This is a genomic window from Amycolatopsis sp. TRM77291, assembly GCF_054166285.1.
This window is the reverse complement of sequence record NZ_JBSZHF010000001.1, coordinates 703,959-728,011: the sequence shown is the minus strand read 5'-3', so window position 1 is coordinate 728,011 and position 24,053 is coordinate 703,959. Positions and strand designations below refer to the sequence as shown.

23 protein-coding genes are annotated in these 24,053 nt (G+C 69.9%); 8 read left to right on the top strand and 15 right to left on the bottom strand.

The annotated features are described in order from the left end of the window. Positions 1-77: 77 nt before the first annotated feature. Positions 78-2,258 carry an MMPL family transporter gene (locus tag ACXIZN_RS03450; protein ID WP_457952515.1) on the top strand — a complete coding sequence of 727 codons (2,181 nt, stop codon included), beginning with the start codon at positions 78-80 and terminating at the stop codon, positions 2,256-2,258. Positions 2,259-2,429: 171 nt separating this feature from the next. On the opposite strand, the gene ACXIZN_RS03445 is transcribed toward ACXIZN_RS03450, so the two are convergent. Beyond that, positions 2,430-2,984 carry an NADAR family protein gene (locus ACXIZN_RS03445; protein ID WP_457952514.1) on the bottom strand — a complete coding sequence of 185 codons (555 nt, stop codon included), beginning with the start codon at positions 2,982-2,984 and terminating at the stop codon, positions 2,430-2,432. A 55-nt stretch (positions 2,985-3,039) separates the two neighbouring features. Next, a complete protein-coding gene (locus ACXIZN_RS03440) occupies positions 3,040-3,195 on the bottom strand; it encodes a hypothetical protein (protein ID WP_167373564.1) in 156 nt (51 codons plus the stop codon). 88 nt (positions 3,196-3,283) lie between these two features. Between ACXIZN_RS03440 and ACXIZN_RS03435 the strand changes: the two genes are divergently transcribed. From ACXIZN_RS03435 to ACXIZN_RS03425, 3 genes are read left to right on the top strand one after another with little or no spacing between them, the layout of a single operon-like run. Further along, positions 3,284-3,622, top strand: a complete 339-nt coding sequence (locus tag ACXIZN_RS03435; protein WP_457952513.1) for an ArsR/SmtB family transcription factor — start codon at positions 3,284-3,286, stop codon at positions 3,620-3,622. A 2-nt stretch (positions 3,623-3,624) separates the two neighbouring features. Then, entirely contained in the window at positions 3,625-4,089 is a 465-nt protein-coding gene (locus ACXIZN_RS03430) for an SRPBCC family protein (protein ID WP_457952512.1), read from the top strand. Next, positions 4,089-4,649: a dihydrofolate reductase family protein gene (locus tag ACXIZN_RS03425; protein WP_457952511.1), complete on the top strand. Its 561-nt coding sequence runs from the start codon at positions 4,089-4,091 to the stop codon at positions 4,647-4,649. The genes ACXIZN_RS03430 and ACXIZN_RS03425 overlap by 1 nt, the downstream gene beginning before the upstream one ends. Positions 4,650-4,708: 59 nt before the next feature. Here the strand turns inward: ACXIZN_RS03425 and hisB are convergent, their stop codons facing one another. Genes hisB through hisD form a run of 3 tightly spaced genes read right to left on the bottom strand, consistent with a single transcriptional unit; the run spans position 4,709 to position 7,727 of the window. Further along, positions 4,709-5,308 (bottom strand): imidazoleglycerol-phosphate dehydratase HisB, encoded by a 600-nt coding sequence (gene hisB, locus ACXIZN_RS03420; RefSeq protein WP_005155296.1) that lies wholly within the window; start codon positions 5,306-5,308, stop codon positions 4,709-4,711. After that, complete coding sequence (locus ACXIZN_RS03415; protein WP_126733737.1) at positions 5,305-6,405, bottom strand: histidinol-phosphate transaminase; 1,101 nt, start codon at positions 6,403-6,405, stop codon at positions 5,305-5,307. Before ACXIZN_RS03415 ends, hisB begins: the two co-directional genes overlap by 4 nt. Beyond that, positions 6,402-7,727: a histidinol dehydrogenase gene (hisD, locus tag ACXIZN_RS03410; protein ID WP_457952510.1), complete on the bottom strand. Its 1,326-nt coding sequence runs from the start codon at positions 7,725-7,727 to the stop codon at positions 6,402-6,404. The genes ACXIZN_RS03415 and hisD overlap by 4 nt, the downstream gene beginning before the upstream one ends. Positions 7,728-7,811: 84 nt before the next feature. Between hisD and ACXIZN_RS03405 the strand changes: the two genes are divergently transcribed. Then, positions 7,812-8,606, top strand: coding sequence for a carbon-nitrogen hydrolase family protein (locus ACXIZN_RS03405; protein ID WP_457952509.1), 795 nt, complete (start codon positions 7,812-7,814; stop codon positions 8,604-8,606). On the opposite strand, the gene ACXIZN_RS03400 is transcribed toward ACXIZN_RS03405, so the two are convergent. Continuing rightward, on the bottom strand, positions 8,554-9,042 hold the full coding sequence (locus ACXIZN_RS03400; protein WP_457952508.1) for an Lrp/AsnC family transcriptional regulator: 489 nt from the start codon (positions 9,040-9,042) through the stop codon (positions 8,554-8,556). The genes ACXIZN_RS03405 and ACXIZN_RS03400 overlap by 53 nt on opposite strands. Before the next feature lie 68 nt (positions 9,043-9,110). Between ACXIZN_RS03400 and ACXIZN_RS03395 the strand changes: the two genes are divergently transcribed. After that, complete coding sequence (locus tag ACXIZN_RS03395; protein ID WP_457952507.1) at positions 9,111-10,004, top strand: SMP-30/gluconolactonase/LRE family protein; 894 nt, start codon at positions 9,111-9,113, stop codon at positions 10,002-10,004. 60 nt (positions 10,005-10,064) lie between these two features. Here ACXIZN_RS03395 and ACXIZN_RS03390 read toward each other — a convergent pair whose 3' ends face one another. From ACXIZN_RS03390 to eccB, 3 genes are read right to left on the bottom strand one after another with little or no spacing between them, the layout of a single operon-like run. Further along, on the bottom strand, positions 10,065-10,721 hold the full coding sequence (locus ACXIZN_RS03390; RefSeq protein WP_034319368.1) for a response regulator: 657 nt from the start codon (positions 10,719-10,721) through the stop codon (positions 10,065-10,067). Then, on the bottom strand, positions 10,718-11,446 hold the full coding sequence (locus tag ACXIZN_RS03385; protein WP_457952506.1) for a response regulator: 729 nt from the start codon (positions 11,444-11,446) through the stop codon (positions 10,718-10,720). Before ACXIZN_RS03385 ends, ACXIZN_RS03390 begins: the two co-directional genes overlap by 4 nt. 7 nt (positions 11,447-11,453) lie before the next feature. Beyond that, complete coding sequence (gene eccB, locus ACXIZN_RS03380; RefSeq protein WP_257485363.1) at positions 11,454-12,881, bottom strand: type VII secretion protein EccB; 1,428 nt, start codon at positions 12,879-12,881, stop codon at positions 11,454-11,456. Positions 12,882-13,027: 146 nt separating this feature from the next. Between eccB and ACXIZN_RS03375 the strand changes: the two genes are divergently transcribed. Beyond that, complete coding sequence (locus ACXIZN_RS03375) at positions 13,028-14,101, top strand: type VII secretion protein EccE (RefSeq protein WP_457952505.1); 1,074 nt, start codon at positions 13,028-13,030, stop codon at positions 14,099-14,101. Positions 14,102-14,524: 423 nt separating this feature from the next. Here ACXIZN_RS03375 and eccD read toward each other — a convergent pair whose 3' ends face one another. From eccD to ACXIZN_RS03345, 6 genes are read right to left on the bottom strand one after another with little or no spacing between them, the layout of a single operon-like run. Then, positions 14,525-15,901, bottom strand: a complete 1,377-nt coding sequence (eccD, locus tag ACXIZN_RS03370; protein ID WP_457952504.1) for a type VII secretion integral membrane protein EccD — start codon at positions 15,899-15,901, stop codon at positions 14,525-14,527. Further along, complete coding sequence (locus ACXIZN_RS03365) at positions 15,898-16,227, bottom strand: YbaB/EbfC family nucleoid-associated protein (RefSeq protein ID WP_016336001.1); 330 nt, start codon at positions 16,225-16,227, stop codon at positions 15,898-15,900. The genes eccD and ACXIZN_RS03365 overlap by 4 nt, the downstream gene beginning before the upstream one ends. Then, a complete protein-coding gene (locus tag ACXIZN_RS03360; RefSeq protein ID WP_457952503.1) occupies positions 16,224-16,742 on the bottom strand; it encodes a hypothetical protein in 519 nt (172 codons plus the stop codon). Before ACXIZN_RS03360 ends, ACXIZN_RS03365 begins: the two co-directional genes overlap by 4 nt. Positions 16,743-16,747: 5 nt before the next feature. Next, positions 16,748-18,097: a WXG100 family type VII secretion target gene (locus ACXIZN_RS03355; protein ID WP_457952502.1), complete on the bottom strand. Its 1,350-nt coding sequence runs from the start codon at positions 18,095-18,097 to the stop codon at positions 16,748-16,750. Positions 18,098-18,114: 17 nt separating this feature from the next. After that, a complete protein-coding gene (locus ACXIZN_RS03350) occupies positions 18,115-19,155 on the bottom strand; it encodes a hypothetical protein (protein WP_457952501.1) in 1,041 nt (346 codons plus the stop codon). A gap of 21 nt (positions 19,156-19,176) precedes the next feature. After that, positions 19,177-19,956, bottom strand: coding sequence for a WXG100 family type VII secretion target (locus tag ACXIZN_RS03345; RefSeq protein WP_192741125.1), 780 nt, complete (start codon positions 19,954-19,956; stop codon positions 19,177-19,179). Positions 19,957-20,109: 153 nt separating this feature from the next. On the opposite strand from ACXIZN_RS03345, the gene eccCa reads away from it, so the two are divergent. Continuing rightward, positions 20,110-24,051, top strand: a complete 3,942-nt coding sequence (eccCa, locus tag ACXIZN_RS03340; RefSeq protein ID WP_457952500.1) for a type VII secretion protein EccCa — start codon at positions 20,110-20,112, stop codon at positions 24,049-24,051. Positions 24,052-24,053: the final 2 nt, after the last annotated feature.

The following is a 24,053-nucleotide window of genomic DNA, read 5'->3' as shown; positions in this document are numbered from 1 at the left end:
ACTTGCCGATCGGCTTGTAGGCCCCTAGCCGATCGGCTAGCTTGAAATGAACCTGAACGAGTGAACGGGAGAGTTTCGTGGCCAGCTTCCTGTACCGCCTGGGCCGGTTCTCGTTCCGGCGCCGGGTCCTGGTGACGGCGGTGTGGGCCGCCGTCCTGGTGGCCCTCGGCGCGGGCGCGCTGACCCTGTCCGGCCAGCTTTCGAACTCGGTGACCATCCCCGGCACCGAATCGCAGAAGGCGATCGACCAGCTCGCCGACCGGTTCCCGGAAGCCGCCGCCGGCGGCGCGACGGCGCGCGTCGTCATCTCGGCGCCTGGTGACATCACCGACGCCGGTGGGCAGGCCGCGATCGCGGGGCTCGTCAAGGGACTCACGGACGCGCCGAAGGTCGCAGGCGTGACCGACCCGCTGCAGACGCAGGCGATCTCGCCCGACAAGCACGTGGCGCTGGCGCAGGTCAGCTACCGCGTCCCGGGCTTCGAGCTCACCGACGCAGACCGCGACGGCCTGATGGCCGCCGCGGATTCCGCCAAGGCAGCCGGGTACACGGTGGAATTCGGCGGCGACGCCGTCCAGGCGATGCCCGCCACGAACGCCACCGAAGGTCTCGGTGTCGCGGTGGCCGCCGTCGTCCTGATCATCACCTTCGGCTCGCTGCTCGCGGCCGGGATCCCCCTGCTGACCGCGCTCATCGGCGTCGGTATCGGCATGGCGGGGATCACGACGGCGTCCGGTTTCCTGGAACTGAACACGAACACACCCGTACTCGCGCTGATGATCGGCCTCGCCGTCGGCATCGACTACGCGCTCTTCATCGTTTCCCGCTACCGGCACGAACTCACGATCGGCCGGGATCCGGAGGAAGCCGCCGGACGCGCCACCGGCACGGCGGGTTCCGCGGTCGTGTTCGCCGGGCTGACCGTGATCATCGCGCTGGCGGGCCTGACCGTCGTCGGCATCCCGTTCCTCGGCGAGATGGGCATCGCCGCGGCGATCACCGTCGCCATCGCGGTCGTCATCGCGCTCACCCTGCTGCCCGCCGTGCTCGGCTTCGCGGGCGGCAAACTGGCGGGCGGCAAGATCCGCTTGCGCCGCAAGGAAAACGCGACGACACACGGCGAGCGCTGGGCGCGTTTCGTGGCCCGCCGCCGGATCCCGGTGCTGATCGCCGCGATCGCCGGTCTCGCGATCGTCGCCATCCCGGCCGCGAGCATGCAACTCGGCCTGCCGAACGACAGCACCGCCGCGCCGGACACCACCCAGCGCAAGGCCTACGACACCGTCGCGCGCAGCTTCGGCGAAGGCGCGAACGGGCCGCTGGTGATCGTCGTCGACCTGAGCGGCAGCACCGACCGCCAAGCCGCGCTCCAGCAGGCGGCCGCGGGTATCGGCGGCCTCCCCGAACGCCCGATCGTCACGCCGCCGAAGACCAACCGGGACGGCGACCTGGCGCTGCTGACCGTCATCCCGAAGAGCGGTCCGAGCAGCACCGCGACCGAAGACCTGGTCAGCGACATCCGCGGCCTGAACGCGGGGCTCGGCACGGCCACCGGCGCGTCGCTGGCGGTGACCGGCCAGACCGCGGCCAACATCGACGTCTCGGAGAAACTCGCCGACGCGATGCTGCCCTATCTCGCGCTGATCGTCGGGCTGGCGTTCCTGCTGCTGATGCTGGTGTTCCGGTCGATCGTGGTCCCGCTGAAGGCGACGCTGGGCTTCCTCGGCTCCGTGGTCGCGACGTTCGGCGCCGTGGTGGCGGTGTTCCAGTGGGGCTGGCTCACCGACCTGCTCGGGGTGAAGACGACCGGGCCGATCATGAGCATGCTGCCGATCCTGCTGATCGGCGTGCTGTTCGGGCTCGCGATGGACTACCAGGTGTTCCTGGTGACGCGGATGCGGGAGGAATACGTCCACGGCGCCGACCCGCAGCAGGCGATGGTCACCGGTTTCCGGCACGGCTCCCGCGTCGTGGTCGCCGCCGCGCTGATCATGATCAGCGTGTTCGCCGGGTTCGTCCTCGCGGAATCGTCGCTGATCCAGTCGATCGGGTTCGCGCTGGCCTTCGGGGTGCTCGTCGACGCGTTCGTTATCCGGATGACCATCGTGCCGGCGCTGATGTCGCTGCTCGGCCGCGGTGCCTGGTGGCTGCCGAAGTGGCTGGATCGCGTGCTGCCCGATGTCGACGTCGAAGGCGAGAAGCTCGCGAAGCAGCTCGATGCGCCTGACGAGCGAGAGCTGGTCGACGCCTCGAAGTAGGTTCTGGAGGCGAAGGCGGCCTGGGCCCGGTGCGCCCATGTCGCGAAAGCCACTTTCGAGACATCAGACGTCGCGAAAGTGGCTTTCGCGACGCGCCGCTTGGACCCCCTCGATAAGTACGTGAAGGCCCCCTTCATTGCGTCTAGCGCAGTGAAGGGGGCCTTCACGTACTCAGGCGAGCGCCGCGCGGGCCTCTCCCAGTGCGAAGCCGAGCAGGTTCAGGCCGCGCCAGCGTTCCGCGTTCTCGACGTCCGTATGGTCGGCGGCGAGCCCGATCCCCCAGATCGCGTCCAGCGGGCTGGCCTCGACCAGCACCCGATTCCTGGTACCGAGCAGGAAATCGCGCAGTTCCGGATGCTGCCCGAACTTCGCGATCGTCCCCTCTAGGACGATGGCGGAGCGCGCGTCTTCCCACCGGCTCTGCTCGAATCCCCGCACTTCGCGGCCCAGCTCCTTGGCCTGACGCGGATGCCGGGCGGCGAGGATCCGCGCCGCGCTCTCGGCGTCGTCGAACAGGACGGCTTTGCGCCACATCATGTAGTGCTCCGCCGTCGGGAAGGTTTCGCCGTCGGCGGTGAACCGGGCGGGCCACCACTGGCTGAAGCATTCCGGACCGATCGTGCCGTCACGCGGCGGCTGGTGGCCCCAGAAGAACAGAAATTTGACGCGGCTCCCCGATCGCTGGAGCCGGACGACTTCGGCGACCGAGCGCGGGTTTCCGGACATGCCGGACAGCATGCCCGCCGCCGTCACGGCGCGCAGCCGATTTACCGGGCGGCGGTCAGGCCAGCCAGGCGATGGCGCCGCCGATCGCCAGCACCGCACCGATCCCCAGCACGACGGCCATGAACTTGACGCTCTTCCAGGTCGCGTAGACGCCGCCGATCAGGAAGCCGCCGAGCGCGAACAGCAGCACAGCGATGGTCGTGTTACTCACGACCGCCACCCTGCCACACGCCCACAGCCGGGACCGCGCCGGGCCCGGACCTTGCCCTCGCGACCGGACACGGCTAACGTACAACCACATGGTTGTACTTCGGGAGGAAAGCGAGGAATCGCTCAACCAGCTTTTCCGCGCCTTGGCCGATGGCACGCGCCGCGACATCCTGGCGCGGGCCATCACGGAAACGCCGTCGGTCTCCGATCTCGCCGTGCGTTACGAGATGAGCTTCGCCGCCGTGCAGAAACACGTCGCCGTGCTCCAGCGCGCGGGGCTGGTCCGGAAACGCGCCAGCGGCCGCGAACAGCTGGTCTCGACCGACCGCGAGCGGCTCCAACGCGCCAGTGAGCTGCTCGACTCCTACGAAGTCCTTTGGCGCCAACGTGTGGCGCAGCTCGACGATGTCCTGCAAGAAGGGGAATGACGATGCCGATCACCTCCGTCACCAAGGAGCCCGAAAAGCTCAGTCTCACCGTCGTGGCGGACTTTCCCGTTCCGCGAAAGCGGCTTTGGGCGGCTTGGGAGGATCCAAGGCAACTGGAGCGCTTCTGGGGCCCGCCTTTCGCGCCCGCCACGTTCACCCATCACGATTTCCGGGCGGGCGGCCGCGCCGAGTACTACCTGTCCGGGCCCAACGGGGAGAAGTGGCCCAACTCCTGGAAGTTCACCGAGGTGAACCCCATCGACTTCTTCGAAGCGGAGGACGGCGACGACAACGACGAAAACATGCCCACCTCGATGACCTTCACCTTCGAGCCGACACCCACGGGATCACGGATGATCCACGTGACGCGGTTTTCCAGTGTCGAAGCCATGGAGAAGACGATCCCCGGGATGGAAGAGGGCTTCCGGGCCGCGATGCCCCAACTCGACGCACTGCTGGAGGCGTGATGAGAAGACTCAAGATCATCGAGCACATCTCTCTCGACGGCGTGATCCAGCATTCCGAAGACGAGAACGGCTTCCCGTACAGCGGCTGGAACATGCCGTACCGGACCCCCGCCGGCCGGGAAGCCCTCCTGGCCGCGCACACCGAAAACTTCGACCTGCTGCTCGGCCGCCGCACCTACGACCTCTGGTCGGAGTACTGGCCGGACGCGCCGAGCGACCCGTTCGCGGACCGGCTCAAGGCAGCGACGAAATACGTTGTCACCCATCGGCCGGAAAGCCTGAAATGGGGTCCGTTCGAGGGAATCGGCCCGGACCTCGTCGAAGGCGTTCGCCGCCTCAAGGCACAGGACGGCCCGGACCTCATCCTCTCGGGCAGCTCCACGCTGACCTCGGCACTGCTCGAAAACAGGCTCGCGGACGAAGTCGTGCTGGCCGTCTACCCGCTCCTTTTGGGCACAGGCAAGCGTTTCTTCGCCGACGGAACCCCGGCCTGCTCCATGAAGTTCGTCGGCACCACGAGCACCCCGTCCGGTGTACTCCTCAACACCTACCGCGTTTAGTCCTCTGGATGCGGTAGTTGCACACGCAAGGAACGCATCCAGAGGACGAAATGCGGGGGTTAGAGGACGCCCTTCGTCGACGGGATGCCGCCCGCCCGCGGGTCCGGCTCGGTGGCGGCGCGCAGCGCACGCGCGACGGCCTTGTACTCGGCCTCCGCGATGTGGTGCGGGTCGCGGCCGTGCAGCACCCGCACGTGCAGCGCGATCTGCGCGTGGAACGACAGCGAGTCGAACACGTGCCGCGTCAGCACGAACGGGTAGTTCCCGCCGATGGTGAAGCTGTTGAACTGCTCCGGCTCGCCGAGGTGCACGCAGTACGGGCGCCCGGAGACGTCGATCGCGGCGTGCGCGAGGGTCTCGTCCATCGGGATCCACGCGTCGCCGAAGCGGCGGATGCCGCTCTTGTCGCCGAGCGCCTGCCGCAGTGCCTGGCCGAGCACGATCGCGGTGTCCTCGACGGTGTGGTGCGCGTCGATGTGCACGTCACCGGTCGCCTGCACCTTGAGGTCGAGCGAGCCGTGCACGCCGAACGCGGTGAGCATGTGGTCGTAGAACGGGACACCGGTGTCGATCTCCACCTGTCCCGTGCCGTCCAGGTCGAGCTGGACCGAAATGGACGATTCCCTGGTGGTGCGGTCCACCTTGCCGACGCGACTCATCGCGGCACCTCCTTGCTGGCCTCGAGAAAGGCGTCGTTCTCTTCCGGCGTCCCGATGGTCACCCGCAGGTGCCCTTCGATGCCGACGTCCCTGATCAGCACGCCGTTGTCCAAATAGGACTTCCAGGTCGCGGGCGCGTCCGCGAACCGTCCGAAGAGGACGAAGTTCGCGTCGCTCGGGACCGGCGTGAATCCCAAGCCCAGCAACGCTTCCACCACGCGGTCACGTTCGGCCGCGAGTTTGGCGACCGAGGCGAGGGTGGCGTCCGCGTGCCGCAGCGCCGCGCGCGCGGCGGCCTGCGTGAGCTTCGAGAGGTGGTACGGCAGCCGCACCAGCTGCAGCGCGTCGACGATCGCGGGCGCGGCCGCGAGATACCCGAGCCGCCCGCCCGCGAAGGCGAACGCCTTGCTCATCGTGCGCGACACGATCAGTTTCGCCGGGTACTCCTCGAGAAGCTCGACGGCGCTCGGCTGCGACGAGAACTCCGCGTACGCCTCGTCGACCACCACGATGCCCGGGGCCGCTTCGAGCAGCCCGCGCAGCTCGCCGAACGGGATCGACCCCCCGGTCGGGTTGTTCGGGCTGGTCACGAACACGATGTCCGGACGGCGTTCGCGCACGAGCGCGGCCGCCTTCTCGGTGTCGAGCGTGAAATCGTCGCGGCGCGGCACCGGCAGCCAGTCGGTGCGGGTGCCCGCCGAGATGATCGGGTGCATCGAGTACGACGGCTCGAAACCCAGCGCCGAGCGGCCGGGACCGCCGAAGGCCTGCAGGATCTGCTGCAGGATCTCGTTGGACCCGTTGGCGGCCCACACGTTCGACTCCGACACGAGCACGCCGGTGGACACCGCGAGGTAGTCCGCGAGGTCCTGGCGCAGCGCGACGGCGTCGCGATCCGGGTAGCGGTGCAGCGAAGCGGCTTCGGCGCGGACGGCCTCGGCGACGTCGGCCACCAGCGCGTCCGGCGGCGGGTACGGGTTTTCGTTGGTGTTGAGCCGGATCGGCACGTCCAGCTGCGGCGCGCCATACGGGGTCTTGCCCCGCAGGTCGTCCCGCAGCGGGAGCGCGCCGAGCGTGATCTCCTCGCCGATGCTCATGCGCGCTCCCCTTCGAACCGCGCCGTGATGGCCTCGCCGTGCGCGGGCAGGTCTTCGGCGTTCGCCAGCGCGACGACGCGGCCGGCGATCTCGCGCAGCGCGTCCTGGCTGTAGTCGACGACGTGCACGCCCTTGAGGAAGCTCTGCACCGAAAGCCCGGACGAGTGCCGCGCGAACCCGCCGGTGGGCAGGACGTGGTTCGACCCGGCGCAATAGTCGCCGAGCGAGACCGGCGCGTACGCCCCGACGAAGATCGCGCCGGCGTTGCGCACGCGGGCAGCCACCGCCGGCGCGTCCGCGGTCTGGATCTCCAGGTGTTCCGCGGCGTACGCGTCCACGACACGGATCCCGTCGTCTACAGTGGACACGAGGATGATGCCGGACTGCTTGCCGCCTAAGGCTTCCGTCACCCGCTCGGAGTGCTTGGTCGCGGCGACGCGGCCGGCCAGCTCCTTGTCGACGGCGTCCGCGAGCTCCTCGGACGTGGTGACCAGCACGCTCGCGGCGAGCGGGTCGTGCTCGGCCTGGCTGATCAGGTCGGCGGCGACGTGCACCGGGTCGGCGGTCTCGTCGGCGAGGATGGCGATCTCGGTCGGGCCCGCCTCGGAGTCGATACCGATGATGCCGCGCAGCAGCCGCTTGGCCGCGGTGAGGTAGATGTTGCCGGGCCCGGTGACGACGTCGACCGGCTCCAGCGTCGCGCCGTCGGTGTCGGTGCCGCCGTACGCGAGCAGCGCGACGGCCTGCGCCCCGCCGACGGCCCAGACCTCGTCGACGCCGAGCAGTTCGGCGGCGGCGAGGATCGTCGGGTGCGGGAGCCCGCCGAACGCGGCCTGCGGCGGCGAGCACAGCACGAGCGTGCCGACACCGGCGATCTGCGCCGGGACGACGTTCATCACCACGGTCGAGGGGTAGACCGCGAGCCCGCCCGGCGCGTACAGGCCGACGCGCTCGACCGGGATCCAGCGCTCGGTGACGGTGCCGCCGTCGACGACCTCGGTCGTGACGTCCTGGCGGCGCTGGTCGCCGTGGACCTTGCGGGCGCGGGCGATCGACTCCTCCAGCGCCTCGCGGACGGCCGGATCGAGGTTCGCGAGCGCGCTGGTGAGCTCCGCGGCGGCCACGCGGACGCCGCCGGGGCGGACCTTGTCGAACTTCTCGGTGTACTCGAGAACCGCCTCGACACCGCGATCGCGGACCGCCTCGACCACCGGCCGTACGTGATGCAGCGCCGCGTCCACGTCGTACTCGGCACGCGGGAGCGTGCGCCTGAGCTCGGCAACGGACGGGACCTGTCCACGCAGGTCGGTACGGTTCAGCATGGGTCAAGGGTACGAGGTGGCCGGATCGCCCCGAGCAGGCACACTGGGGTGGTGACCAGCGATCCCACGATGAGGGAGGCCTCCGTGCCGCGAATCGGGTTGTGCCAGCTCACGGCCGCCGAGGATCCCGAGGCGAACCTGAAGCTGATTCGCGAGGGCGTGACGGCCGCGGCGGGCGAAGGCGCCCGGATCGTCGTGTTCCCGGAGGCGGCGATGGCGCGCTTCGGCATCCCGCTCGGGCCCGTCGCGCAACCCTTGGACGGACCGTGGGCGTCCACTGTGGCCGGGCTCGCCGAAGAGCACGGCGTCGTGGTCGTCGCGGGCATGTTCACGCCGTCACCCGACGGGCGCGTGAGCAACACCCTGCTCGTCACCGGCGCGGGGCATCACTTCGGCTACGACAAGATCCATCTGTACGACGCCTTCGGGTTCGCCGAGTCCGACACGGTCGCTCCCGGCTCCGCGCCCGCCACCTTCGAGGTCGACGGGACCACATTCGGCGTCGCGACCTGCTACGACATCCGCTTCCCTGAACTGTTCCGGAAGCTGGCCGACGACGGCGCCGACATCGTCCTCGTGCCGACGTCCTGGGGCGCGGGCGAGGGCAAACGCGAGCAGTGGGAGGTGCTGGTGCGCGCCCGCGCGCTCGACTCCGGCTGCTGGGTGCTGGGCTGCGGGCAGGCCGATCCGGCCACGACCTCGACCCCGGTGAATCCGAAGGCTCCCACCGGGATCGGCTACTCCACGGTCTCCGACGGTTTCGGCCGCGTCCACACCCAGCTGGGCGCCGGGCCGGAACTGGTGGTCGTCGACGTGGATCCCGCGGTCAGCGGGAAGGCGCGGGCGGCGACGGGGGTGCTGGCGAACCGTCGCCTCTAGCGTCCACAGAACGCTCGAAGAAGGATTCGAGCACCACGATCGTCTGCGTCCCGGTGACCCCCTCGATCGCGTACAGCCTGCGCAGTGACGCCTGCAGTTCCTCGGTGGTCGGCGTGCGCACCTTCACCAGCAGCGAGGCCGGGCCCGCGACGATGTGCGCCTCGACGACCTCCGGCAACGCCTCCAGCGCGGCCTTGGTCGGCGCGTCGCCCATCCACGAGCCCGCCTCGACCAGCACGAACGCCATCACTCCCCGGCCGACCGCCGCCGGATCGACGTCCACGGTCGTGCGCCGGATGACGCCCTGTTCGCGCAGTTTGCGGACCCGCTCGTGCGCGGCGCCCGCGGACAGGCCGACCGCCTTGCCGAGCGCGGCGTACGCCTGAGTCGCGTCCTGCTGCAACGCCGTGAGCAGCATGCGATCTACGTCATCCATGAGTTGACCATATCAAGTTCGGCGGTTCATGATGATCGCAATATCTCATTCAGAGCACTGGGGTTTCCATGGACATGGTCAAGGCACACTTCGAAGTCCTCGACGAACGGTTCGCCCGCGTCAACGGGGACGAGTGGATGCAGCGGATCCACACCGGCTGCCGCTGGACCGAGGGGCCCGCCTACTTCCCGGCCGGCCGGTACCTGGTGTTCAGCGACATCCCGAACGACCGGGTCCTGCGCTGGGACGAGACCACCGGCGCGGTCGGCGTGTTCCGCGAGCCCGCCGGATTCCACAACGGGCACACCGTCGACCGCCAGGGCAGGCTCGTCAGCTGCGAACAGGGCGGCCGCCGGGTGACGCGCACCGAACACGACGGCACGACCACCGTCCTCGCGGACACCTATCAGGGCAAGAGGTTCAACAGCCCCAACGACGTCGTCGAGTCCTCGGACGGCGCGATCTGGTTCACCGACCCGAGTTACGGCATCGACAGCGACTACGAAGGCCACGAGGCGGAAAGTGAGATCGGCGCCTGCCACGTCTACCGGGTCGATCCGGATGGTTCCGTACGGATCGTCGCGGACGATTTCTCGCGCCCGAACGGGCTCGCTTTCTCGCTCGACGAGTCTCTGCTCTACATCGCGGACACGCGGCAGAAACCCAGTCATATCAGGGTTTTCTCGGTGGACGGGTCCGTGTTGTCGGGTGGCGAGGTGTTCGCGACCTGCGACGCCGGCGGTTTCGACGGCGTGCGCGTGGACGCCGCGGGCCGGGTCTGGGCCGCGGCGCACGACGGCCTGCACTGCTTCGCGCCCGACGGCACGCGGATCGGGAAACTGCGTGTGCCGGAGGTCTGTTCGAACCTGACGTTCGGCGGACCGCGGCGGAACGATCTGTTCATCACCGCGTCCAGTTCGGTCTACACGCTGCGGGTGAACTTCTCGGGACCACGCGTTTAGTCCTCTGGATGCGGTCGTTGCGCTGGGCAACTACCGCATCCAGAGGACTAAACGCGGGGGCTAGCGCAGCAGGCCCTCGCGGATCGCCACGCGGACGAATCCGGCCCGCCGCCGTTCCCCGGTCTTGTCCCGGATCCGGTCGAGATAGGACCGCACGGTCCGCACGCTGATGTTCAGGATCTCCGCCACGTCGACGTCGCGTTCGCCCGCCGCGACCAGCCGCAGGACCTGCTTCTCCCGCTCGGAAAGGACGATCTTGGGCCCGGCGTGACGGTCTTCGCTGTCCTGGATGATCATCCCGGCCAGCGTCGGCGACACGTACGCGTTGTCCTCGGCGATGGTGCGGATGGCGCGCAGGAGTTCGTCGCCGTCGACGTCCTTGGAGAGAAAGCCTTTCGCCCCGGCCTGCATGGCGCCCAGTACCTCGGGCTGCTCGGCGTGCGCGGACACCACGAGCACCTTGTGCCCCATCTGGCCCACTTCGAGCACGGCGGCGGCGTCCTGGACGCCTCTCAGCTTGAGGTCGAGGACGACGACGCTGCCGGGCGGCTGTTCCTGGACGGCGAACCGCGCGACGGAGTCGGCGACGGCGCCCAGCGCGATGTCGGGCGCTTCGGTGAGGACACGCGCGACGGCGTCCCGGTACAGCGGATGATCTTCGATCACCCCGACGTTGATCGGCGTGGTGCGTTTCGGCTGCTGCTCGTCTGCGTTCACCGGCGTCCTTCGAATCCGCCCGCGTCGGCGCGGGGCGCGACCGGCCGAGACGGGCCGGGCACCTCCGGCGGAGACGCGAGCCCGAACTGGATGGCCTTGCGGACCAGACCGGCCCGCCTTCTCTCTCCGAGTTTGTCACGGATCCGGTCCAGATAACCGCGGACCGTCCGAACTCCGATCCCGAGGATGCGGGCGATGTCGACGTCGCGTTCGCCCGCCGCGACCAGCCGCAGGACCTGCTTCTCCCGCGCGGAGAGCGCGACGTCCGGGGCCGGCGCGGGACGGTCGGCGTTGTCCTTGATGATCATCCCGGCCACCACCGCGGAAACGTAGGCCCTGCCCCGCGCGACCGTCCTGATCGCGGTCAGCAGTTCGTCGACGTCGACGTCCTTGGACAGGAATCCCTTGGCACCGGCGGCGATCGCGCCGAGCACCTGCTCGGGCTCGGCCTGCGCGGACACCACGAGCACGTGATGTCCCAGTTCGGCCACCTGGAGCACGGCGGCCGCCCCGGCGATCCCCGGCAGGCCGAGGTCGAGCAGCACCACGCTGCCGGGCGGCTGCGGATGGACGTGGAACCGGGCGACCGAATCGACCACCGCGCCCAGTTCGATCCCTTCGGCCTCGGTGAGGACCCGCACCACGGCGTGCCGGTACAGCGGATGGTCTTCGATCACCGCGACGTCGACCCGGTCGGTCTCCGGCCTGTCTTCGGTCACCTGCACGTTCCGATCACCCCGTCCCACCCACCGCCGCGGACACCGCGCGGCCTGCCTGCGCCGGGTCCAGCGCGGGCCCGCGCGGCACCAGTGCCAGCAATCCATTCGGAACCGGTTGCCGTTCGGCTTGGCCGTACCCGAGCGAAGCGAGTGCCTCGGTGCTCGCCACCGGGTACTTCAGGCCCGTGTCGGTGACGACGTAGACCGTGCCGGAACCGGATTCCGCCACCACCGCGCCTCCCGACGGAGGCACGAAGACGGCGTCGGCGACGAGCGCGTCCGTGCGCGCCGTCACCGGGATCGCCTTCGCACCTTGCGGCAACGGGACCTGTGCGGAGATAACGATTCGAGAACCGTGTGCGCATAACGTCACGGACTGTCCGGTAACGGGCGCTTTTCGCGGGATCCGGTCCGGATACTCGGCGGGATCGGCGCCGCCGGTCCTCGCCGAGGCGACCTTCGGCACCGCGGCGACGTCGGCCGCGCGCACCGCGACGGGCGCCGGGACACCGTTGTAGGCGTCCGCGTTCTCCGGCGTGTTGATCAGCAGGCTCGCCTCGGTCTGTCCGATCGGTTGGAGCCCTTCGGCGCGGACGAGGTAGTAGGACGTCGCGTCGTTGGGCGACGCCATCGCGTCGACGACGCCGAGCACCGAACCGACCTTCGTCGCGGTGCCGCCGACCTTCGGGCCGGGCCGTCCGGCGTCCTCGACCGCGCGGTAGGCCAGATCGCGGCCGGCGGCGACGGTACCGATCCACCGGGACGACACCGCGATCACCGGATAGGTGTCGAACTGCAGCGCCGTGGCGGCTTCCGGGGTGAGCTTGTAGCGGCGTCCCGCCGTCACGAGGTAGCGCTCGCCGTCGGGGACACGGACCACGACGGCCTGGTCCCTCGGCAGGTCGACCCCGGCCGCGGGCGCGCCGAGGAGCACCGTCGTCTCCGGTTCTGCCGACGCGGGCGCGTCCTGAGTGGTCCGCGAGCAGCTCGTCCACGGCGTTTTGACGAGCGCGGCCGCCGCGGGCAGCGAGTCGGGGGCGCCGGGAATGCCGATCTGCGAACCGCGCGGCGCCTTCGCGAGCTTGTCCGAAGGGACGGTCACGGTGGCCTCGCCGTTGCCGCCCGCCATCAACCGCGCGGAGGCGTAGTTGAGCACGGGGTGCAGCGCGCCGTCCTGGCCGAGGATGTAGCGCGCGCCGGTGCCTTCTTCGACGATCACCTTGCCGCCCGCCAGCCAGTCCTTGCCGCCGGACGGGTTCAGCAGGCCGATCACGCCGAACACCGCGGTGACCAGCAACGCGACGCCGAGGCCGCAAAGGGTTCCGATGACGAGCCTGCGGCTCGGGGCGACCGGATGGTTGGCGTCAGCCGAGACCAGTGCCGAAACCAGTCTCCTGCGGAGGAATTGGTAGGCCTGGATCTGGTCCCGCTGCGTCCACACGCTCCCGTCCCCCGCCGCTCTTGCCCACCCGTTCGAGGGTGCTCACGTTAGGTTCCGGCCAGGTTCGCGGTGAGGGTATTTTTTACGCCCCTCCCCCGCGCGGGGCGGGGCTACCGTCGTGCGCGTGCACGGAGGAGGGGAATTCCTTGTCGGTTGAAGCCCCGGCCCGACCGGCCCCGGAACAGGCGCCCGCGCGGGGGGTCGCGGGGGCGGCGCCGCTGCCCTGGCTGCTGCCGATCCGCCCGCTGCAGGCGGCGCTCTGGGAGATCGCCGGGATCGCGATCCTGCTGGCCCTGACCGTCGACGGGATCCCACAGGCCGCGTGGATCAGTATCGTCGCTGTCGCCGGCGTCCTCGTGCTGACGACTTCGGTCCGCTTCGCCGGACGCCACGCCGCGGGCTGGGCACTCACCTGGGCCAGGTATCGACTGAAGCGCCGCGACAAGAACGAAGTCCCCGATCCACTGCACCGGCTCGCCGGTCCCGTCCGGGTGCGCCAGCACGTCGACCGCGCGGGCAACCGGTTCGGCGTCGCCGAGGTGAGCGACGGGTGGAGCGCCATCGTGCGGCTCACCCCCGGCACCGTGGCACCGTCGCCGGACACGCTCGTCGGCATCCTGCGCGAGGCGTACACGAGCACCGGGATCCCTTTGTCCAGCGCGCAACTGCTGACCTGGACCGTCCCCAATGGACAGTCCCTGCTGCGGGTCCGCTGGCTCACCGTCCGGTATCGGCCCGAGGAGGCTCCGATCGCCGCGCTCGCCAGAGGCGGCGGAGAACTCGGCGCGTTGCGGAGCACCGCCTGCGCGGCGCTACGCCTGATGGGCACGCTGGCCGAAGCCGGGTTCGAGAGCACCGTGCTCGAAGCGGGCGAGGTGACGGAGAACCTCCGCGTCGCGCTCGGCAGCGGCCAGGACGCGCCGGTGGACGGCTGGCGTTCCTGGGACTGGGGCGGGGCGTCGCAGGTCTGCTACCGGCCCCGGTCGGAACGGGATCTCGCGCGGACACTGGATCTTCACGTGCCCGGCTCGGCGTTCACCGCGACTTCGTACACGCTGTACCGGTCGCCTGGCGGACGCGAGAAGTCCGAGGTGACAATCCGGGTGGGCGGACGGCCGGGAGCGGAACCGGTGCGGCCGGCCGGGATCGCGGTGACCCCGCTGCACGGACGGCACGCGGCGGCGGTCCGGCGGACCCTGCCGCTGGCGCTGGAGCACTGAGGGGACGGTCCGTGAAGGACTCCTTTCTTCTCTGAGGGTAGGGAAGGAGTCCTTCACGGACGTAACGCATTTAGGTCTTCTGAATGCACGGTCCCGGATGACACATGGACGTGGGGGGGGGGCCCGGGGGGGGCCCCCCCGGCGCCGCTGCGGGGGTGGGNCTTATTGCACGGTCCCGGATTACACATGGACGTCGCGAACGCCACTTTCGGGACACCAGACGTCGCGAATGTGGCTTTCGCGACATCACTGCCACGTCGGACCGGCTCTATCGGCGCCGTATGAACCGAAAGGCTTGGGCGCGTTTCGTCCTCTGAGTGTGGGGCAGTCGCGCACAGAGAGACCGGCAAGGTAGCGGGTTGCGAAAGCCACTTTCGCAACGTCAGCGGAGCCTTACCCGTCAACTGAATGCGGCCGGAGAGATCAGCCTCGCACGGCCTCGTAGACGCCGGCGATCATGCCGACGAACGGGATCAGCGAGAGCAGCACCAGGAACTCGACGATATCGAGAGTCCTTGCCCAGTAAGGAGAACGACGTCCCTTCGCGACACGCGTCGCGTAGGTGAGACAGACCCCGGCCGCGACGACCACGGCGCATCCCGCGGCGAAGACGAACGAACGCGGACCGCCCGCGGCGAGCCAGAATCCGGCCGCCGCCAGGGCCGCCGCGCCGAAACCGATGAGCACCACCCGCTGCGAACGGCCGGCGAAGGCGCGCGAACGCAACATCAGCGCCAGACCCAGCAACGCGCTCAAGCCCGCTTCCCAAGCACCGCCGGACGAAGACAGGACCACCGACGCCGAAACCACGACGAGCCCGAGCGCGACGAGCAGCCCGGTCAGCAACGCCTGCGCGTACGTCGTGCCGCCGACCATGTCCTCGCCGAGCGAAGGGTTTTCGTCGGCACGGAACGCGTCCATGTCGTCGGGCACCCGCGGCAGCGGCAGCCTGCCGAGCCGAAGCGCCATCATCGGCGCGACCGCGGCCAGCGCCGTCGCCACCACCGCGACCACGGCGGCCGCCGAAACCGGGCGGACGTCGGCCAGCAGGACGATGGCGGTGGTGATCGCGCCGAGCCCGGCCGACACCGTCACCGCGACGAACCACGGCAGCCGGTCCGCCACCGAAACGGCCGCGATCACGCCATAGACGGTCACCACCGCGAGCCCGGCGGCCAGCGGCCCGGCCGACAGCGAGAACAGCGGATGCGGCGGCAGGATCGACATCCCCGCCAGCAGCGCCGCGCCGACCCCGGCGAGCGCGCCGGCGGCACCGGCCTCCGCGTCGCCGTACGCGCGGCTCAGCGCGCCACCGCCCAGCACCAGTACCAGCGCGAGCAGCCCGGTCCCGATCGGCGCCAGCACACTGCCGGACGCCGCGGCCTGCACCAGCAGCCCACCGGCGAGCAGCAGCACCACGGACGCGACGATGCCGGCCTTGCGCGCCACGGACGGCCCCCACCGCCCGGTGCCCGACTCGGCGACGCTGGCGATCGAGTCGACGACGTCGTCGAACAGCAGCGGACCCCGCGGGCGTTCCCGCGGGGTCAGATGGAGGACTTCGCCGTCGCGCACCTGCGCCGCGGCGACCGTGAGCCCGAGCGCGAGCGGAGCGCCGCCGAGCCGGGACAGCACCCAGCCGGGATGCTCGGCCGACGCCTGCCCCGAAGCACCCGCGAGCCGCACGAGCTGCGGGACGAGTTCGGCGAACGTGCTCTGCTGCGGCAGCGCCACGTCGACGCGCGCCCTCGGTGTCACCACCGTGACGCGCCGGGTGGAGCCCGCGATCGCGGCCGTCATGCTTCGATCGACTTGGCGGACTCGATGACCGGGGCGAATTTGGCGCTGCTGGCCTCGGCCAGTTTCTGCAGCCCGTTGTTGACCGCCTCCAGCACGATCTCCGAGAGGTTGCGCGCGTCGTACTGCCGCACCGCGCGCGGGTCGATGTCGATCGAGGTGAACCGGCCGTCACCGCGCAGCACGACGGTGACCTCGTTCTGCCGCGAGTGCGCCTTGACCTCCATCGCCTCGACCGAACGCTGGATGCGCTGCACCTCTTCGGTCTGCTTGCGGACCTGGTCCAGCAACTCGTCCATGTCCGGCATGGCGTAGGGGTCGGTGGTCACGAGTCTTCTCCTTCATCTGCGGTGAAATCCCGCCGGACGTGGACACTGCCCACGAACCGCCGGAAGTCGTCGCCGAGGCCACGGGCCGCCTCGGGCGTTGCGGTACAGGCGATTTCGAGGATCAGCCGCTCGGCCGGGGTCGCCCCCGGCACGGTCAGCAGCACCTGCGTCTGCACGAGATCCTGTCCTTCGCCGGTGCGGACGCGCAGCACCTGCGTCACCCCCGGCGCGATCCCGGTGCCGATCACCTTGCGCCGCACCACTTCGAGCGCGGCCATGGTCCGGCCGAGGCGTTCGACGGCCTCGTCGGCGATGCCGGTGATCTCCGCCTGGTCGGGCCGTTGCCCGATGCTCAGGGTGATGTTGGGGGTGAACTCCGCGTGCGTCCCGGAGCGGACCGCCACGAAGACCGCGCCCTCGGCGCCGACGGACGCCGGCTCGACCGGCACCCAGCCCTCGGGGATGTCGAACCCGAGCGGGAGGGAGACCCGGTCCTGCGTCATCGCTTCGCTCATCCCCGTCACCACGTGCCCACGTAGGTGATCGCGTCGTCCCACGCCTCGCCGACGGCGTCCGCCGCCTGGCCCGCCGCGCCGCTGACCGCGTCGACGGCCGCGCCACCGTACTCGCCGACGGTGTCCGCGATCTTCGGCAGGTCGATGTCGATCTTCGCGCCGATCCCGGCACCGAGGCCGAGCGCGAGACCCGCCTTGAAGTTGACCTTGATATGCCCGGCGTCGTAGACGGCCTGGCCGTCGAGCTGCGCGCCGAGTCCATATTGGAGGGTTCCACTCGCGCCGACGCCCACCCCGGCCACGTCCGCCGCGAGCTCGCCTTCGATCTTGCCGCCCACGAAGGCGTTGGCGTGCACACCGACCCCGTGCGCGCCCGCCTGCAGCGAACCGTTCACCTCACCGCCGACGAACGCGGTTCCCTTGGCGCTGCCCGAAGCGACGCCCCACTCGCCCTTGCGTTCGAGCTCTTCCTTGAAGGCGGCCAATTCCGCGTGCCCGGAAGCCTTGACGTCCCAGCCCTGTGAGGAGATCTTGGCGTCCCACCCGGGGATGAAGCCGTCCTGTTCCTGCTTCCACTTGGCATAGGTGATCTCGGTGTTGCCCCAGGCCTTTTCGCCAAGGCTCTCCGGCTTCGGCCTGCCGAACGGGGTGTCGGCCGCGCGCGGGGCGCGCGTGCCTTCCAGACCGTCCCAGGTGAGCTTCTTCCAGCCGGAATTGCCGAACCACGAAGGATGCGAACGCGGGCGTTTACGGCCGTCGAGCGTTTCGCCGTTGAGCCAGTACAGCGGGCCGCGGCCCCATTTGCCGAGCTCGTGCTCGATCCGGCCGGTGCCCTCCGGCGGGAACAGCCGCGCGAGTTCTTCGCTCAGCTCGTCGGCGATCTCCTGCGCCGCCTGCGCGGCGCGTTCGCCGAGCTGGCGGGCCGCGGAGATGAACGCGTCGACCGCGTTCGCGTTCGCCGTCCGCGCCTGGCTGATGAGCTGCGCGGCGTACTGGTCGAACTGGGCGAGGATCGAGTCCACACAGGACTTCGCACCCTGCAGGGCCTGCGCGCCCGCCCGCAGCCGGTTCGACTGGTCGCTCAGCTTCGTACCGAGCTCGCCGAGCTCCTGGCTCAGTTTCGTGGCGGAGATGGAGAACGCCGTGTAGGCGTCACCCTCCCAAGACGCGTTGAGCGCCTTCGCCGCCTTGCCGATCTCGTCCGCCCGGCCCGAAACCGTCGACGCCCGGTCACCGCACCGCTGACCGGCCGCGGTCAGCGCCGAAGGATCACCGGTGACCCGCCGCTGGTACTCGACCACTAGCCGCCGGTAGTTCGACAGGATCGAACTGACGACGCCCGACGCGTCGACCACACCGCTCCCCCACACGGCTACCTGCCCTTCGCCGGTGAGTCAGCACCCGCATCGATGTCGATGTGCTGCTCGAAGTGCTTTCCGCCGTAGTTCATGTCGATGTCGATATCGATGTCCTGACCGCCCGGTGCCTGCACGGTGGACTTGCCGGTGCTCAGGTCGGTGGTGATGGTGACCGTGTTCCCGTTGCCCGCGGCCGGGCCCGGGTACGAGCCGCCGGAACCCGCGCCCCCGCCGGAGGGTCTGTCCACCGGGATCCAGGCGTCGGCGCCGCCGGGCCAGTTGCCCTGGGAACCGTTGCCGCCCAGCGCCGGCGGCCGGTACTGGGTGAACGGCGGCGTCTCGCCCGGCGTCGAACCACCGCCCGCTCCGCCACCGGAACCGCCGATGGCCGCCTGTCCCGAACCGCTGGCGACCGAACCCGGCGCCTGCGGATTGGTGACCGGGGTGCCGGAGACCGCCGAGTTGCCCGCCGCGCCGTTGTCCCCGGCGTCGTTGTGCCCGAACAGTTTCTGGACCTCGCCGATGATGGTGGCGATCTGGGTGATCTGGTTGGCGAGGTCGACCACGCCCAGCGCCTTCAGCAGCGCGCCGATCGCGGTGATGAACGCGCGCAGCGAAGCACTGGTGGCGGTGGAAAGCGCGACCGCGGCACCGTAGGTCCACGGATTCGACATCAGTCCCGCGACCGTCGGGTTCACCGCCGAGACCACCGCCTTGTACGCGGTCTGCGCGGTCTTGATCAGCGTCCCGGCGATGCCGAGCAGCTCGGCGCCCTTCTGCACGACCTGGATGATCTTGGTCAGTGAGTTCAGGGAGTCGGTGATCTTCTTCAACGCGGAGTCCGACGCGGCGCCGGACCAGATCTTGCCCAGCTGCTCGGCGGCCTTCGTCACCTCGTTGTACATGGTGAGGAACTCGTTGGCCTTCTTGAGCACTTCGAGGACGTGCTTCGCGATCTGCTCCGGCTGGCCGGTGAGGATCTGCGGCAGGATCGTGATCGGCCCGCCCGAGGACGCCGTGGCGTCCATCGCGCTGGAATTGGGGTAGGTCAGCATGGTCGCTCCTCAGGCCGGAAGTCAGACGGAAGCCGGGCGGTAGACGCTGACCTTCGCCAGGCCGTTGATGTCCGCGTCGACGATTCCGTGGTTGTAGAGCAGCCCGCCCTCTCCGGCGATGGCGATGACCGGCTCGCGGTCGGAGAACAGGAGCGGTTCGACCACGACGACGTCGCCGCTGTGCACCCCGCCCGGCACGTCGCCGAAGTTGCGCGCCGTACCGGCGTAGACCTCGATGACCCCGACCCGCGCCTGGTTGTCGGCGTCACCGGCCAGCCAGTCGTTGAAATCCGAGACACCGTGGAACCGCGTGTCGGTGATCGGGTGGTCGCCGAGCTGTCCCAGCCGCGCGTCCCCCAGGTAGCGCAGCACGTTGCCGACCGACGACGGCTCGCCCTGCCCGCCGGCGCTGTCGTTGATGGCCAGGGTCGCCAGTTCGGAGGCGTGCGAGTTGCCCCAGATCGACGACGACGTGGAACCCGCGCCGCCACCGGGACGGCCGCCGTATCCGCCCGCGACCGCCTCGTCGGCGGCCTGGTAGGCGTCGGCACTGCTCTTGATGAAGCCGTTGATCTGCTGCAGCAGCTGCAGGAGCGTCCGGACCGCGACCACCTGCTGGCTCTGCATGGCCGTGTTTGCCGCCGCCACCGCGCTGCCGAACGTGGCGAACGACATCGGCTGGAGGACGGTGCGTTCGAGGTCGGCGACGACGTTGATGCCCTGCATGATGATGCCGCCCAGGTTCCCGACCGCCGAGCGCATGGCCTCGGGCTCCGCCCGGTACTCGCCCGTGCCGACCATGGCTCTCCTTACTCTCTTCCCCCACGTCTGCGTTGAGCAGCAGCGTAAGTTCGCCACCAGACGTGAGCGGACGGCAAAAGTACCCACCGCGAGGGCGGCACGAGTGGCCAGAATGATCGGCAGGATTACCCACAAGCGGCCAGAAAGACCCTGATGAGCGCCACTCGCGACCGCCTGCCGGCCCTGGGCGAGCAGCCCGGTGAAATCGTCCTGCAGTCCCCGCCGATGCTGCCGAAGGGCTCCTCCGGCGGAGCCATGCAGCTGCTGATGTTCATGCCGATGATGCTGGGCATGGGCGCCATGTCGTTCGTCTACATCGGACGCGACGGTGGCGTGATGACGTACATCTTCGGCGCGTTGTTCCTCACCGCGATGGTGGGCATGGTGGTGATGTCGCTCGGCCGCGGCGGCGCGCAGAAGAAGGCGCAGATCAACGAGGAACGCCGGGACTACCAGCGGTATCTGACCGGGTTGCGCGGCCAGGTCCGGGACATCGCGGACAACCAGCGCGCGGCGATGACGGCGCTGCAGCCCGCCCCGGCGGATCTGTGGGCCTGCGTCGAGACGGGCAGGCTGTGGGATCGGCGGCGGTCCGACGCGCAGTTCGGGCAGGTGCGGATCGGGACGGGGCCACAGCGGCTGGCGACCCCGTTGAAGGCGCCGCAGACCGTCCCGCTGGAAGACCTCGACCCGGTGTGCTCGACCAACCTCAAGCACTTCATCCGCACGTATTCGACGGTCGACGGGCTCCCGGTCGCGGTCTCCCTTCGGTCGTTCGCGCAGGTCAGTCTGTCCGGCCGCCGGCCGGACACGCTCGGGACCGCGCGGGCGCTGCTGACCCAGCTCGCCACCTTCCACGCGCCCGGCGACCTGCGGATCGCGTTGTGCGTCAAGGACGACCGGCTGCACGACTGGGAATGGGCGAAGTGGCTGCCGCACGTCGCCTCCAGCGCCGCCGACGCCGCCGGTCCGCGGCGGCTGGTCGACTCCGGTGCCGGGAAGCTCGCCGAACTCCTCGGCCCCGACCTCGGCGACCGGCCCGCGTTCACCCGGCGGCCGGACGCCCGGCTGGACCTGCCGCATATCGTCGTGATCGTGGACGGCGGGCACACCCACGGCGACACGCGGCTCGTCGCCGAAGAGGGCAAGCTCGGTGTCACCGTGATCGAGATCGGCACGGAGCAGCCGCGGTCGGTCTCGTCGGAACGGCTGCTGAGCCTGCACATGAGCCCCGAGCAGCTCGGGATGGTCGTCGGCGACGGGACGGAGCAACGGCTCGGCTTCCTCGGCAAGCCGGACACCTTGGACCGCGGGGCCGCCGAAGCGCTGTCCCGGATGCTGACGCCGCTGTTCCAGGGCGCGGCGGTGGTCAGCGAGGCGCCGATGTCGGCGACGTTCGGGCTGGCCGGGCTGCTCGGTATCGGCGATCCGCGCGACACCGACACCGAGGTCACCTGGGCACCGCGGTCCGCGCGGGACCGGCTGCGCATCCCGCTGGGCGTGAATCCCGAGGGCAGGCCGGTCGAACTCGACCTGAAGGAATCGGCCGAAGGCGGGATGGGGCCGCACGGGCTGGTCATCGGCGCGACCGGATCCGGCAAGAGCGAGCTGCTGCGGACGCTGGTCACCGCGCTCGCCGTCACGCATTCGTCGGAGAAGCTGAACCTCGCGCTGATCGACTTCAAGGGCGGTGCGACGTTCGCCGGGATGACCGGGCTGCCGCACACCTGCGCCGTCATCACCAACCTGTCCGACGATCTCGCGCTGGTCGACCGCATGGCGGACGCGCTGAACGGCGAACTGCTGCGGCGTCAGGAACTCCTGCACGCGGCCGGGAACTACGCGTCCGTGCGGGACTACGAAAAGGCCAGGGAATCGGGGGCCAACCTGCGGCCGTTGCCGTCGCTGCTGGTGATCATCGACGAATTCAGCGAGCTGCTGTCGTCGCGGCCGGAGTTCATCGACCTGTTCGTCGCGATCGGGCGGCTGGGGCGAAGTCTCGGGATCCACTTGCTGCTGGCTTCGCAGCGGCTGGAGGAAGGACGCCTGCGCGGGCTGGATTCGCACCTGTCGTACCGGATCGGCCTGCGGACGTTCTCCGCGTCGGAGAGCCGCGCGGTGCTCGGTGTCGCCGACGCCTACCAGCTGCCGCCCGTGCCGGGTTCGGCGTATCTCAAGTCCGACAACGACACCCTCATCCGGCTCAAGGCCGCGTACGTCTCGGGAGAACTGCCGCCGCGCAGCAAGATCGTGCGCAAGGACGGCCAGAGTCTCGGGCTGATGCCGTTCACGCTGGCGCCGGTGGAGATCCCGGTGACCGTCGAAGCGGAGGAGCCGGTCGAGAAGGGCACCGGCGAGACGATCATCGCCGCGATGATCTCGCGGATCGAAGGCAAAGGCCCGGAGGCGCACCAGATCTGGCTTCCGCCGCTCGCCGAACCGCCCACCCTGGACCAGTTGCTGCCGCCGCTCGGCGAAGACCCTTCGCGAGGTCTGTGCCCGCTGGGCTGGGGCGGCAACGGCAAGCTGATGATCCCGGTCGCGCTGGTGGACAAGCCGTTCGAACAGCGCCGCGACATGCTGTGGGCCGATTTCTCCGGTGCCGCCGGGCACGCGCTGATCGTCGGGGCACCGCAGAGCGGCAAGAGCACACTGATGCGTGACATCGCCGCGATGCTCGCGCTCACCCACACGCCGGAAGAGGTCCAGCTGTTCGTGCTGGACATGGGCGGTGGCGCGCTGGCACCGATCGCCGGGCTGCCCCACGTGTCCGGTTACGCGACCCGGCGCGACGCCCAGCGCTGCCGCCGGGTGGTGGCGGAACTGACGACGCTGCTCGAACAGCGCGAGGAGTTCTTCTCCGCCAACGGGATCGAGTCGATCACGACGTTCCGCCAGCGGCGTTCGGAGTTCCGGGAGAGCACGGAGGGCCGCGAGTTCGGCGACGTCTTCCTGTTCGTGGACAACTGGACCACGATCCGTCAGGAATACGAGCAGCTGGAGGAACAGATCACCAGCCTGGCCTCACGCGGGCTCGGTTTCGGCATCCACGTCGTCGTCTCGATCAACCAGTGGATGGGTATGCGGGCGACGCTGCGCGACGCCATCGGCACCAAGTTCGAACTGCGGCTCGGTGAACCGGCGGACTCGCTGATCGACCGCAAGATCGCGCAGAACGTCCCGGCGGACCGGCCGGGCCGAGGATTGACCGCGGACAAGCTCCACTTCCTCGCGGCGCTCCCGCGGATCGACTCGGACCAGCGCCCGGACACCATCGGCGCCGGTGGCCTGGACCTGAACCGCCGGATTTCGGCGGCTTGGACTGGTGCGGCGGCGCCGCAGGTCCGGCTGCTGCCTCCCGAGGTCCCGCTGGACTCGCTGGAAGCCGGGCCGCGCAAGCAGATCACGCTCGGTATCGCGGAATCGAACCTGCGGCCGGTGTACCTCGACTTCGCCACCGAACCGCATTTCCTGGCCTTCGGCGACGTGGAGTCGGGCAAGAGCTCGCTCCTGCGCGCGATCGCGCAGGGCATCGTGTCGAAGTATTCGGCGGAAGAGGCCGCGATCGTCGTCGCCGATTACCGGCGAGGGATGCTGGGGGCGGTGCCGGATTCGCATCTGCTCGGTTACGCGGGTTCCGAAACCGTGCTGACCGGGCTGATCGACCAATGCCAGCAGGCCATGCGGAACCGGCTGCCCGGCGCGGACGTCACTCCGGATCAGCTACGGAACCGGTCTTGGTGGCGGGGGCCGGAGCTGTTCGTCCTCGTCGACGACTACGAAATGGTCGCCACCGTGGGCCGCAATCCGTTGCAGCCGCTGCTGGAATTCCTGCCGCAGGCGCGGGACATCGGACTCCACCTCGTCATCGCGCGCGGCAGCGGCGGCGCCGGGCGATCCCTGTTCGAGCCTGTGCTGCAACGGATCCGGGAACTGGGTTCACCCGGTCTCGTGATGTCCGGGTCGCGGGACGAAGGGGCGCTGCTCGGGGAGGTGAAGCCCGGGCCTCAGCCCGCCGGGCGCGGTGTGCTGGTGTCGCGGCGGCACGGGACGGGGCTGGTGCAGGTGGCTTGGACGAAGCCCGTGGAGGACTAATC